Source organism: Chitinophaga japonensis, from assembly GCF_007830125.1.
GTDB lineage: Bacteria > Bacteroidota > Bacteroidia > Chitinophagales > Chitinophagaceae > Chitinophaga > Chitinophaga japonensis.
The window spans coordinates 18,106-30,794 of the sequence record NZ_VLLG01000006.1; the positions used below are offsets into that span (position 1 = coordinate 18,106).

Annotated in this window: 11 protein-coding genes; 4 read left to right on the forward strand and 7 right to left on the reverse strand. The window is 52.2% G+C overall.

Annotation, left to right across the window (positions count from 1 at the left end; all coding sequences use genetic code 11):
• Positions 1–15 precede the first annotated feature (15 nt).
• From LX66_RS24550 to LX66_RS24565, 4 genes are all read right to left on the reverse strand, one after another.
• Positions 16–267 (reverse strand): hypothetical protein, encoded by a 252-nt coding sequence (locus tag LX66_RS24550; RefSeq protein WP_244620505.1) that lies wholly within the window; start codon positions 265–267, stop codon positions 16–18.
• A 276-nt stretch (positions 268–543) separates the two neighbouring features.
• Positions 544–1,593: an ABC transporter permease gene (locus LX66_RS24555; protein ID WP_145718428.1), complete on the reverse strand. Its 1,050-nt coding sequence runs from the start codon at positions 1,591–1,593 to the stop codon at positions 544–546.
• Between the two features lie 6 nt (positions 1,594–1,599).
• Complete coding sequence (locus LX66_RS24560; RefSeq protein ID WP_145718430.1) at positions 1,600–2,691, reverse strand: BT_3928 family protein; 1,092 nt, start codon at positions 2,689–2,691, stop codon at positions 1,600–1,602.
• Positions 2,692–2,721: 30 nt separating this feature from the next.
• Positions 2,722–3,276 carry a DUF1599 domain-containing protein gene (locus LX66_RS24565; RefSeq protein ID WP_145718432.1) on the reverse strand — a complete coding sequence of 185 codons (555 nt, stop codon included), beginning with the start codon at positions 3,274–3,276 and terminating at the stop codon, positions 2,722–2,724.
• Positions 3,277–3,319: 43 nt separating this feature from the next.
• Here LX66_RS24565 and folP point away from each other — a divergent pair, with 43 nt between their 5' ends.
• The 3 genes from folP (at position 3,320) to LX66_RS24580 (ending at position 6,135) form a co-directional block, all read left to right on the forward strand.
• Positions 3,320–4,165: a dihydropteroate synthase gene (gene folP, locus LX66_RS24570; RefSeq protein ID WP_170232419.1), complete on the forward strand. Its 846-nt coding sequence runs from the start codon at positions 3,320–3,322 to the stop codon at positions 4,163–4,165.
• Positions 4,166–4,220: 55 nt separating this feature from the next.
• Complete coding sequence (locus tag LX66_RS24575; protein WP_158642750.1) at positions 4,221–5,030, forward strand: diadenylate cyclase; 810 nt, start codon at positions 4,221–4,223, stop codon at positions 5,028–5,030.
• A gap of 268 nt (positions 5,031–5,298) precedes the next feature.
• Positions 5,299–6,135 carry an FkbM family methyltransferase gene (locus tag LX66_RS24580; RefSeq protein WP_145718438.1) on the forward strand — a complete coding sequence of 279 codons (837 nt, stop codon included), beginning with the start codon at positions 5,299–5,301 and terminating at the stop codon, positions 6,133–6,135.
• Positions 6,136–6,208: 73 nt separating this feature from the next.
• On the opposite strand, the gene LX66_RS24585 is transcribed toward LX66_RS24580, so the two are convergent.
• Together LX66_RS24585 and LX66_RS24590 are read right to left on the reverse strand one after the other, a co-directional pair.
• The gene (locus LX66_RS24585) at positions 6,209–7,060 is read right to left on the reverse strand and encodes an FKBP-type peptidyl-prolyl cis-trans isomerase (protein WP_145718440.1); all 852 of its coding nucleotides are present in this window, start codon (positions 7,058–7,060) and stop codon (positions 6,209–6,211) included.
• Positions 7,061–7,174: 114 nt separating this feature from the next.
• On the reverse strand, positions 7,175–8,179 hold the full coding sequence (locus tag LX66_RS24590; protein WP_145718442.1) for a DHH family phosphoesterase: 1,005 nt from the start codon (positions 8,177–8,179) through the stop codon (positions 7,175–7,177).
• Positions 8,180–8,476: 297 nt separating this feature from the next.
• Between LX66_RS24590 and LX66_RS24595 the strand changes: the two genes are divergently transcribed.
• Entirely contained in the window at positions 8,477–8,893 is a 417-nt protein-coding gene (locus tag LX66_RS24595) for a nucleoside-diphosphate kinase (protein ID WP_145718444.1), read from the forward strand.
• A gap of 112 nt (positions 8,894–9,005) precedes the next feature.
• Here the strand turns inward: LX66_RS24595 and LX66_RS24600 are convergent, their stop codons facing one another.
• Positions 9,006–12,458, reverse strand: a complete 3,453-nt coding sequence (locus tag LX66_RS24600; RefSeq protein WP_145718446.1) for a pyruvate carboxylase — start codon at positions 12,456–12,458, stop codon at positions 9,006–9,008.
• Positions 12,459–12,689: the final 231 nt, after the last annotated feature.

Below are 12,689 nucleotides of genomic sequence, written 5' to 3' on the forward strand. Positions count from 1 at the left end.
CTATAACGGCAAAACTTATCTGAGGAATAAGATCTTCCCGGCCTCATAGGGCACATACTGGCCGGTAGAAGCATTATAGGTGTATGTGCAGGTGCCCCAATGGTCCCACTCGCATACATAATCGTAATCTTTAATGCCGGCAGGATAGAATTCGCCGTTGCTGGCTTTGTAATATACCGTGGGGGCGGTACGGGAAGTAGCTGCTACGGCGCCGCCAATACCTGCAGTGATGGCTACGGCCATCAGGATGATTCTCATCTTGTTCATGGGTGTGTTACTTTTTACGGGTTTTATAATTAAGGGTTTCAGGTTTTCAGGTCCGGGTCAAAAGATTACGGTTTACGGTTTTGATAATGGCTTAATTACGCTACGGCAATACAGGTTAATACCAGGTTTAGATCGTTTTTACTAAAATAAGGTATAAAAGTTCAAATTCCAAATTCCAAATCCCAAACTGGCGGCAATCCCCCGACTATTGGTAACAGTGCTTTACTATTGCAGCCCTGCCTGCATTTTTGGAATTTGGGATTTGGAATTTGGAATTTACATTTTTATCCGGGGATCTATAACGCTGTACAGCACATCCGCCAGGAGGTTAATGATCACGAAGATGCCGGCGGTGAACAGCACGGAGCCCATGAGCACCGGGAAATCGAACTGCTCCAGGGCGTCCACGGTTACCTTGCCGATGCCTTTCCAGCCAAAGATGTACTCCACGAAGAAAGCGCCGGCCAGCAGCTCGGCAAACCAGCCGGTAATGGCCGTTACCACGGGGTTCAGCGCGTTGCGGAGCGCATGCTTCCAGATCACCACCCGGCTGCGCAGGCCTTTGGCGTAAGCGGTGCGGATGTAGTCCTGGCTCAGCACGTCCAGCATGGCGCTGCGGGTCAGTTGCACGATAATGGCCAGGGGGCGTATGCCCAGGGTAATAGCCGGCAGCACCAGGTTGCGCAGGTTCAGTATGCGCCCGGCAAAAGGATCTATATCAAACAGGCTGCCCGTCATATGCAGGCCGGTATAACCGCTCAGCACAAAACCGAACAGGTAGGCCAGCACAATGCCGGTAAAAAAAGAGGGCGCGGAGATGCCCAGCACGCTGGCAAATATGGCGCCGGTATCCATCCAGGTGTTCTGCTTTACGGCGGAAAGAATGCCCAGCGCAATGCCGGTTACGGTGGCAAACAGCATGGCCGCCACGGCCAGCAGCAGCGTGCCGGGCAGGGCTTCGGTCAGTATTTCCCACACATCTTTCCGGCCCTGGTAGGAGCGGCGCAGGTAGGGCGTTTTCAGTACCAGTATCCGGGAGGCGGACAGGTGCAGCAGCGTTACGTGATTGAGCTTGTCCTGCGCTTCCTGCTCCGTATGGATGCCCAGGGGAGACAGGTCGTTCAGGTACAGGAGGAACTGTAGGGGCAGGGGCTGGTCCAGGTGCAGCTCCCGCCGCACGTTTTCCAGGGAGGCCACGTCGGCCCGCTGTCCCAGGGTAAGCCGGGCAGGATCGCCGGGCAATACATTAAATAAAAGGAATACCAGCACCACTACACCGAGCAGCACCAGTATTCCGTAAGTTATTTTCCTGAGGAGGAAGCGCATGTGCAACTATTCCGGTATATCGTTATAATGCCATTTCCCCTTAATGGTGCCCTGCTCCAGCAATATCAGGCAGGGATTGCTGCGGCCGGCTGTTTTGATGGCGGTGCCGTCCATCTGCACAAAGGGAAACTGCAGGCCGTGCTGCGCCTTGAAAGCGTCTACCGCTTCCTGGCCGGAAGCCGTAACGCCGTAGATGTACACCTCCCCTGCCTGCACGCGCTTTTGCAGCGCCTGCATGGCCTCATCCCAGCCGCTGCCGGCCTTCTCCGTGTTCAGCACCAGGAACAGGTACACCGGCGTTGGTTCCTGCAGGATGGCCTGCGTCTGGTCAGCGCCATCAAAATCCGTGAGAATAAAATCCTTGATGGCTGGTTCCGCATTGCCTTTCTGCACCAGCTTGTCCCGGCGGTCCACGAACTTCCAGGTGCTGTCGGACCAGGGATAGTTCTCCACGGTAAACTCTTTCTGCTCGCCGTTCTTTTCGTATATCAGCACGGTCTCGTATACATCCGGTTTGGCGCCCGGGGGCAGCTTCATCTTTTCCGGTATGTTGTTGCCCACTTTATAGGCCAGGCAGTCTACAAAAGGCAGGTGGTTTAACGTATACCACTGTACGCCGGCGGAAAATACCAGCGCTGCGATCATGATAACGGCCGAAGGCGTTTTGCTGAACAGGGGCTTAATGTGGCGGCGGTAAATGAAGATCACCACGATCATCACCAGCAGGGCCACATCTTTCCAGAACGACTGTTCCGCCGTGAGTTTGATACAGTCTCCAAAGCAGCCGCATTCCTTTATTTTGCCGCTGAACAGCGCAAAGGCGGTCAGGAAGGTAAAGAAGCCGATCAGCAGCAGCAGCAGGAAAGAGAACAACCGCATGCGGTAGCCGATCAGCACCGCCACGCCGGCCACGATCTCGAACACGTTCATGATCACGGAAAACGCCAGCGAGTACGGCGAAAGAAAAGTAAGGTGCAGCACTTCGAAGAACTCGTCCATCTTGTAGCTGAGCCCCAGCGGGTCATTGGCCTTTATCAGGCCGGAAAAGATGAAGAGGACGCCTACCAGCACCCTGAATAGGTTTAGGATAATTTTCATGTCTGCAAGTATAAATAGGGTTCAATTTAATTAATAATGTTGGTTCCCCTCCTCTATTTTGATGAGCGCGAAGAGGGCATAGTTGATGATATCCACGTAATTGGCGTCTATGCCTTCGGATATCAGCGTTTTACCGTCGTTGCGGAGTATCTGCTTAATGCGCAGCAGCTTGGTAAGAATAAGGTCTACGAAGGATTCCTGGCTCATGTCGCGCCAGGCTTCGCCATAATCATGGTTCTTGTCTTCCATTACCTGCCGTACATGCGCGGCCTGCGCTTCGTACAGGCGGGACACTTCCTCCACCGGCAGGTCCTGGTAGGGATTGCCCTGCTGCTGCCCCAGTTGTATCAGGCCGATGATGCCATAATTTACAATGCCGCGGAACTCGCCGTCCACCTGGTCTTCCACCTTTTGCGTGCCCAGCTCCTGGATGGTGCGGATGCGTTGCGCTTTAATGAACAGTTGGTCTGTAACGGAAAGCGGCCTTAACACCCGCCAGGAAGTACCGTAGTCTTTTGTTTTTTTGATAAAGATGTCCTTACATGCGTCGAATGCCCGCTGGTACTGCTCTAAGGTTTTGTTCATGATCGTTATTATGGCAATATGGATTAATTTGCAGGGCAAAATAATGAAACTTACGCCATATACCATCAATTGCCGGGGAAAGCTGCTGGACCTTGCGGGGCCGGTAGTGATGGGCATCATTAACCTGACGGACGATTCCTTTTACGCCGAAAGCCGCAGCCGGCACCTGCACCAGGTAATGGAAAAAGCGGGACAGCACCTGGCAGAGGGCGCCGGCATCCTGGACCTGGGCGCGCAGAGCACCCGGCCCGGCGCTACCCTGATCGGCGCAAAGGAAGAGCTGGACCGCCTGCTGCCGGCCATACACGCCATCATCAACCAGTACCCGGAGGCCGTGATATCCGTAGACACCTGGTATGCGGAAGTAGCGGAAAAAACCGTGCAGGCCGGCGCCGCCATTATCAATGACGTAAGCGCCGGCGACATGGACGCACAGATGCTGCCCACTGCAGGCCGCCTGCAGGTGCCTTACATTGCCATGCACATGCAGGGCACGCCGGCTACCATGCAGCAGGCGCCGCAATACGAAAATGTAGTGCAGGAGGTGCTGGACTATTTCATTCAGAAGCTGGCGCAGTGCAGGGCGGCCGGTATAGCCGATGTGATCATAGACCCCGGGTTCGGCTTCGGGAAAACGCTGGCGCATAACTATGCGCTGCTGCGGCACCTGGAGCTGTTCCATATGCTGGAGTGCCCGCTGCTGGCAGGCGTATCGCGCAAATCCATGATCTACCGGCTGCTGGGCACCACCGCGGCGGAAGCGCTGAACGGCACTACCGTGATACATACACTGGCTTTACAACAGGGCGTGCACCTGCTGCGCGTGCATGATGTAAAAGCGGCAGCAGAGGCCGTTCGCATCTGGCAATACATCAGCAACGGGGAGTGATCATATCATGTTGTGAAACATATGATAATCATTTCCTATTTTTACAGCTATGGATATGTTTCAACTTTACGACTATAAGTTCAACTGGCTGAATATTCTGGACCTGCTGATCGTTATTTTCCTGGTCATTCAACTGTACCGGCTGCTGAAGGGCACCCTGGCCTTCAATATCTTTGTGGGGCTGCTGATGGTATACCTGGCCTACTTCCTGGTGCAGGCGCTGCATATGCCCGTGCTCACCTCTATCCTGCAGAATTTTATCAATGTAGGCATCATAGCTATCATTATCATTTTTCAACCGGAGATACGCAAGTTCCTGCTGGTGCTGGGCAAAAAAACACCGCTCAGCAAAGACAGCTTCCTCACCAAGCTCTTTATGCCGGACCGCTTTAAAAGCTACCGGGAGGAGGAGAACATCATTAACGAAGTGGTTACCGCCGTGGGCCATCTTTCCGCCCGGCATACCGGTGCGCTCATCGTGATCGCTACTACCCACCGTGTGAAGTTTGACTCGGCCAGCAGCATTGCGCTGGACTGCAACATCAGCGCCAAGCTGATAGAGAGCATTTTCGCCAAAGGCAGTCCGCTGCACGACGGCGCCCTTATTATTGTGGGCAACAAGATACTGGCGGCCAAGGTGATACTGCCGGTGTCCGATAACCCTGACCTGCCCACCCGTATCGGGCTGCGCCACCGCTCCGCCGTGGGCATTACCGAGCATAGCGACAACCTGGCCATTATCGTGTCCGAGGAACGGGCCACTATTTCCTACGCGCAGGACGGACGCCTGGTGCAGAACATTTCCCTGGAAGAGCTGAAGATAAAGATGTATGAAGTGCTGGTGGATGGGGAGGTTAATATTTAGCGGTTGGAGAAAAATCCCTGAAAAAAGTTTGCGCTTTTTTTTATTATTCGTTTATCTTTATTTGTCATTCAACCTGTACTTTCAATAACTGCAATGTTGTTATTGTAGCGGTAGCTATTACCCTGGCATTTACTATTCATTATCCCCGGAAAAGATCATCATCTGCACTGTACTTACTTTATATATCCACCCCAATATAAAGTATTTACTATAGCGCTTTCATTTTTCGGCTCCCGTTTCCGCTGAAATCATAAATCTATATCAACATATGAAAGATCTGCATTTTCTAAAACCATTACCTGTAAAACACAAGATACGGTTAGGGCCTAACCGGGACAGCGGTTACGTTGTATATGGCCGCATCTTAAAGGAAACTGATGTACTGCTTACCTACGGAGTAGGCTGGGAAGTGTCTTTTGAAGAGGACTTTAATAACGTGACTTCCAGCAAGGTACTTATGTTTGATCCCACGATGTTCGGCAAATATTTAATTGATGCCAGGGCACTGGGGCGATTATTGATCACTTTCCGGATAAAGAACAGCATTTATTATCTGCGCAGGGCCTGGATTGCCTGGAGGAAGATGAACCAACTGAAGAAACGGCATATCTATTTCATCAATGAGGGTGTGGATACCGAGCCGTCAGCCCGCTATGATACAATGCAGCATCACCTGGACCGGTTTCACCTGTATGACAAACAGGTATTGCTGAAGATGGATATCGAAGGAAAAGAATACAGTATCTGGGAACAGGATATCAGTTACAAACTGCTGACGAACGTAAACCAGATCCTTATAGAATTTCACGACATCAAAAATTTATTCCGGAGGTTTAAGAAGATCATCGAAAAGCTGAGAGTAAATTACGAACTGGTCCATATTCACGGCAATAACTGGGGACAGGCCTTCTACCTCTATGGTATACTGGATGCTGAAGGTAATGACATTGCTTTGCCGGATACGCTGGAACTGACCTTTGTCAGAAAGGATAGGATCTCCCCGGAAGATGTTCTTGAAACCGCTTCTTATCCTGTCTCGGGTCTTGACTACCCGAACAACCCTTACCTGCCGGACCATTCAATGGATTTCGTCAATCGCCTGTAAATAACCGGCGCAAAAAAAACGGCCGTCTCCTTCCAGGAGACGGCCGTTTTTTTTATTGCTTCAACGCCAGGTGTTATTTCTTTTCTTCTGCTTTGCCGGGTTTCACATCTACCAGCTCCACATCAAATACCAGTACAGAGTTGCCGGGGATGGCCGGGGGGCTGCCCTGCAGGCCGTAAGCCAGGGAAGAAGGAATGACCAGGGTAGCTTTGGCGCCCTTGTTCAGCGCGCTGATACCGGCATCCCAGCCTTTGATCACGAAGCCCTGCCCGATCGGGAACTTGATAGGCTCCAGCGGCATGCCGGGCCTTAAAGTGGAATCCAGGCTGGAGTCGAAGGTTTTGCCGTTCAGCAGCTTACCGGTATAATGTACAAACACGGTATCGCCCGCATGCGGCTTGTCGCCGGAGCCGGCCTGGTTCACCGCTACATATACGCCTTCATCCGTTTTGGTGGCCTTCAGCTTGTGCTCGTCCAGGTATTCTTTTATTTCCTTTTCGTCTTTAGCGGTTTGATTGGCTGCAGAATATTTGTCTTCTACGGCGAAGGTCACTTTCAGCTTATCCCCTTTCTTGCCAAAAGGCGGGCGCGGCTCCGGTAAGGAGTCCCAGGGAATAATGAAAGTAGCGCTGTCGCCCTCATGCAGCAGGGCCAGCCCTTCCATGAGGTCGTACTTGTTCACTGACTTGGAGATCAGCACAGGTACGGGAGCGCCTACTAATTTGCGGGATTCTGCCAGTACAGAATCATTCAGGCGTTGTGTAATGTTCATCAGCACCGTATCGCCCAGCTTAAGCTGCGCACCGTTGCCCGATTTGTGTACGGTGTATTCCACACCACTGGGTGTTTTCTTGACACCGCCGGTACCGCAGCCGGCCATGATAAGACCTAATGCTGCAACAAGTAACTGATTGTTTTTTTTCATTCGTTGAGATTTGTATTTTCAAAGGTCTCATGGAACCTCGCATTTACATGCCCCTGTGTAAGAAAATGTGCTATGCTCGGTTTCATCTGTAGGTATTTATTATCGTAGTTCTTTTTATTGTAATAACTCCTCGTTCTCCTGCACAGCTTTAATAAAGCGCTGTACGGTTTTATCCAGCGTATCGGTGCTCCGGCCGCCGGAAGCGTTAAAATGGCCTCCCCCTTCAAAATACCTGCGGGCAAAAGTGTTCACATCAAAATCGCCTTTGGAGCGGAACGACAGTTTTATCTCCTCTCTCCGGTCTATGATCAGGGCTGCCATCTTGATCCCCTGTATAGACAGCAAAAAATTAACCAATCCTTCCGTATCGCCGGTCTGCAGGTCAAAACGCTTCAGGTCTGCATACGGTATAGCCATCATGGCCGTATTGTATTCATAGAACACTTCCATACGGTGCAGCAGGCTGTGGCCTATAAAACGCAGGCGGTTTTCCAGGAAATTATCGTAAATGGCCTGGTGAATCAGCTCGTGTTTTAGTCCGCGCTCCAGCAGGTCTGCCACCATGCGGTGTACCCTGGCGGACGTGGAGGCAAACCGGAAAGACCCGGTGTCTGTCATCGTACCGGCATAAATGCATTGCGCGATCTCGTTGGTAATATACTGCTCTTCCCCCAATTTATAAAGTGTTTCATAAACGAGCTGGGCAGTAGAAGAAGCAGCGGTATCGCTGATCCCGTAGTCGAAATCGGGCTGCGGTTCCAGGTGGTGGTCTATCAGTATCTTCACGCACCGGAGCTGCTCCAGGTAGGGCTGCATGTTCTTGGTGCGGTATAATGCATTGAAATCCAGGCAAAACAGCAGGTCAATGCCCTGCAAAGCGCCCAGCGCCTTTTCCTGCATGGACTCAAAATCCAGCACCTGGTCTGCCCCTGGCATCCATTTCAGGAAGTCCGGAAAGTTTGTGGGGGAGATCACGGCTACCTGGTGACCTTTCTGAATAAGGTAGTGATACAGCGCCAATGAGGAGCCCATCGCGTCCGCATCCGGTTTCTGATGCATGGTAATCACCACTTTTTTAGGGCTTTCCAGTAAAGGCTTGATTTCCTCGATCGGCTTCATACCAAGATTAAGCGGATGTTAAAATATTGTTATGCGTTCATTTGAAACGAAGTGCGAAGTTCTTTATTTGGTGCAGAATTTCAAAATTTTGTCCCGGATTTATCTGATTAGCAAATTCTGGTTATTTTTGCAAATTCCAAATCCCCAAAGGGGGAAATTCCAAATTCCAAAACCCAAATTCCAAAAGTTAGGCCAGGCCCTCAATAATATTGAACTGTTACTGACAATTAGGGGATTGCCACCATTTGGGAATTTGGGTTTTGGAATTTTTAGACTTTTTAGAATTTAAACAACTATATGAGCAACAGAACATTTACGATGATCAAGCCGGATGCGGTAGCTAACGGGCATATTGGCGCTATCCTGGAAAAGATAAACGCTGCCGGTTTCCGTATCGCGGCACTCAAAATGACCAGGCTGTCTGCAGAAAAAGCAGGCGAGTTCTATGCAGTGCATAAAGAACGCCCCTTTTACGGCGAGCTGGTGGAATTCATGAGCAGCGGCCATATTGTAGCCGCCATCCTGGAAAAGGACAACGCCGTGGAAGACTTCCGCAAACTGATTGGCGCCACCAACCCTGCAAACGCCGAGCCGGGCACCATCCGCAAGCTATATGCAGAGTCCGTGGGCCGCAACGCCGTGCATGGCTCAGATTCCGATGAGAACGCAGAGATAGAAGGCAGCTTCTTCTTCAGCGACCTGGAGAAGTTTTAAGTAACGAAAGAAAAAGTAAGAATAGCGGCGCTGCCTTTCAACAAAAAGGCAGCGCTTTTTTATGAAAGGCTGCCTGTTGTTTTCTATTTTTTACTTTTTCTTTCGTTACTTTCTATTCCAGCTCCACCACCAGGTCGTCCTGCTGCACCATAGTGCCTTCCGGCAGATGAATGGCTTTTACGATGGTGGCATAGGTAGCCGTTACAGTCGTTTCCATCTTCATCGCCTCGATTATGAACAGGGGCGTATTGCTGGCCACCGGGTCTCCCGGCCTTACCAGCAGCCTGGAGAGCTTGCCCTGCAGGGGCGCGCCTATTTCCACACCGGGATTGTTTACTTTTTTGTTGACCGGCACCAGGCTGGCTACCGAGTGATCCCTTACCTGCACCCGGCGGGTATAACCATTCAGCTCAAACACCACGGTGCGCATACCGCTTTCATCGGCGGGCTGTATGTACAGCAGCTTTACGATGATGGTCTTGCCTTTACCCAGTGTGACCAATATCTCCTCTCCCAGCTTCAGCCCGTAAAAGAAGGCCGGCGTAGGGATAGCTTCCACGTTGCCATAGCGCATGGCATGATGGTAATACTCATCAAACACTTTCGGGAACATGTGATAGCTGAGATAGTCCAGGAACTCGGCCTGCGGGTATTTCAACCGGAAAGCGGCAAAATCGCTGTCAAAGTCCACCGGCGGCAAATGCTCGTTGGGCCGGCCGTTCAGGGGCTGCACCCCTTTCAGCACAATACGCTGCAGCTTTTCCGGGAAACCGCCATAAGGTACGCCCAGGTCGCCCCGGAAAAAACCGGTTACCGAAGCGGGGAACGACAGGTTGCGGGTTTCATCCAGCACATCGGATTCCGTAAGGTTATTGGCCGTCATGAACAGCGCCATATCCCCCACCACCTTGGAGCTGGGCGTTACTTTCACAATATCCCCGAACAGCCTGTTCACTACCGCATAATTCCTTTTGATGGTTTCCAACTGCGTGCCCAGGCCCAGTGATTCCGCCTGCTGACGCAGGTTGGAATACTGGCCGCCCGGTATTTCATTCTCATATATCTGGGCGGTGCCGGCCTTCATATCCGACTCAAATGGATAGTAGAACTCCCTTACATCCTCCCAGTAATTGCTGTAGGCATTGAGGGAGGCCAGGTTCATGGGCTGGCTTCTTTCATGGCCTTCCATAATGGCCACCATCGCGTTGAGGTTGGGCTGCGAGGTAAGGCCGCTGAGGGAGGCAATGGCACAGTCCACCACGTTCACCCCCGCCTCAATGGCTTTCAGGTAGGTGGCAGCCTGTACGGAAGAGGTATCGTGCGTATGCAGCACCACAGGTAGCTGCACGGCTTCGCGAAGGGCGCTTATCAGTACCGTGGCGGCCTGCGGTTTCAGCAGCCCGGCCATATCCTTCACGGCCAGCATGTGCGCGCCGGCATCCTCCAGGCGTTTAGCCAGGTCCGTATAATACTGAAGCGTATATTTCCGGTTGTCTTTATTCAAAATATCGCCGGTATAGCTGATGGCCGCCTGCGCCAGTGCGGGCGTATACTCGCGCACAAAGCGGATACTGGGGGCCATGGCGTCTACCCAGTTCAGGGAGTCGAAAATGCGGAACACGTCGATACCGTTTTCCCAGCTCTTCTCAATAAAACGGGCGATCAGGTTCTCCGGGTAAGCGGAATAGCCCACGGCATTGGAGCCGCGGAACAGCATCTGCAGCAGCAGGTTGGGCATGGCCTGCCGTATCTGCTGCAGGCGGCGCCAGGGACATTCATGCAGGAAGCGCATGGACACGTCAAAAGTAGCCCCGCCCCACACTTCCATGGAGAATAGTTGCGGGTTATTGCGGGCATAGCCTTCGGCTACGGCCATAATATCCCTGGTGCGCACCCGGGTGGCCAGCAGGCTCTGGTGGGCGTCGCGGTAAGTAGTATCGGTAAAGTATACGGGCTTTTCGTTACGCAGCCAGCGGGCAAAATCCTCCCGTCCCATTTTCTCCAGGCGGTTCTTACTCCCTTCCGGGAAGGGCTCCAGGCGGCTGTAGGCCGGTACCTGGGGCACGCGGAATTTCTTGTTGAGGTCCTTCACCTTCACGTCCGGGTGCCCGTTCACCGTTACGTCCGCCAGGTACAGCAGGGTTTTGGTGCCCCGGTCGCGTATCTGCGACAATTTGAACAGCTCGGGGTGCTTGTCAATAAAGCCCACGGTGCAGTTGCCCTTGCGGAAGATATCATGCGTGATCACATTTTCCAGGAAGCGGATATTGGTTTTCACGCCGCGTATCCTGAATTCGCGCAGGGTGCGGTGCAGGCGTGCGGAAGAGCCGGAGAGGGTGCGGCCCCAGGCCGTTACCTTTACCAGCATGGAATCGAAAAAGGGCGAGATCTTTACGCCGGAGTAGGTGCTGCCCTCGTCCAGGCGGATACCAAAGCCGCCGGCATTGCGGTAGGCGATCACGGTGCCATAGTCCGGTGTAAAATTGTTCTCCGGGTCTTCCGTGGTGATGCGGCACTGGATGGCAAAGCCGTTGAGCTTTACATCCTCCTGCCCTTTCAGGAATATTTCCGGGTCGCTGAGGCGGTGCCCCTGCGCAATCAGTATTTGCGAGCGCACAATATCAATACCGGTCACCTCCTCTGTTACGGTATGCTCTACCTGTATGCGGGGATTTACTTCTATAAAATAGATATTATTGCTGCGGTCTACCAGGAACTCTACGGTGCCCACGTTGTTATAATTCACCTTGCGGGCCAGGCGCAGGGCATATTCATAGATGGCGGACCGCGTTTCCTCCGGCAGGTTGGGGCTGGGCGCTATCTCCACCACTTTCTGGAAACGGCGCTGTACGGAACAGTCGCGCTCGTACAGGTGCACAATATTGCCGTGATTGTCTCCCATTAGCTGCACCTCGATATGCTTGGGCTCCTCTATGAACTTCTCAATGAAGATAGTATCGTCGCCAAAAGCCTTGGCGGCTTCGCTGCGCGCCTCGGTAAAGGACTTTTCCAGGTCCGCTGCTTTATGTACTACACGCATGCCCCTGCCCCCGCCGCCTGCTGCGGCTTTCAGCATAACGGGGAGCCCAATACGCTGAGCTTCCTGCAGCGCCAGCGCCACACTGTCCAGCGGCACGCGGCTGTCTTCTATCAATGGCACTTCGGCTTCGCGGGCCAGCTTTTTGGCCGCCACCTTGTCGCCCAGTTGAGCCATTACTTCCGGGGTAGGGCCAATGAACGCAATGCCTTCTTCCCGGCAGCGGCGGGCAAACTGTACATTCTCGCTCAGGAAACCGTAGCCGGGGTGGATAGCGTCTACCTCCTGCTCCTTAGCCAGGTGGATGATCGCTTCAATGTCGAGGTAAGGTTTCAGGGGGTCGTCATCTTTGCCTATCTGGTAGGCCTCATCGGCCTTGTAACGGTGAAGGGAGTAACGGTCTTCGTACGTAAAGATGGCCACGGTGCGTATACGCAGCTCCGCCGCTGCGCGCAGGATCCTTACTGCGATCTCGCCCCGGTTGGCAACCAATAATTTCTGGAATTTCTGAAGTGGAATATCGGGCATGGTATGTTAAATAAATATGCGTTTCTGTTAAAATCGTATGCTAAAATAAGGGAAAACCCGGATGCCGGCGCGGCGCTAAAATAGTAAAAGAAGAGGTATTTTTATTCGAATATTTCTAATTATTGATAATGAATAATAAATAAAATTCAAAAATAAAAGAATGGAATGTAAAACGTAAAATTTCAAATGTAAAATATAAAAGTTGGCGGGCATGCTTCACAAAACATTACT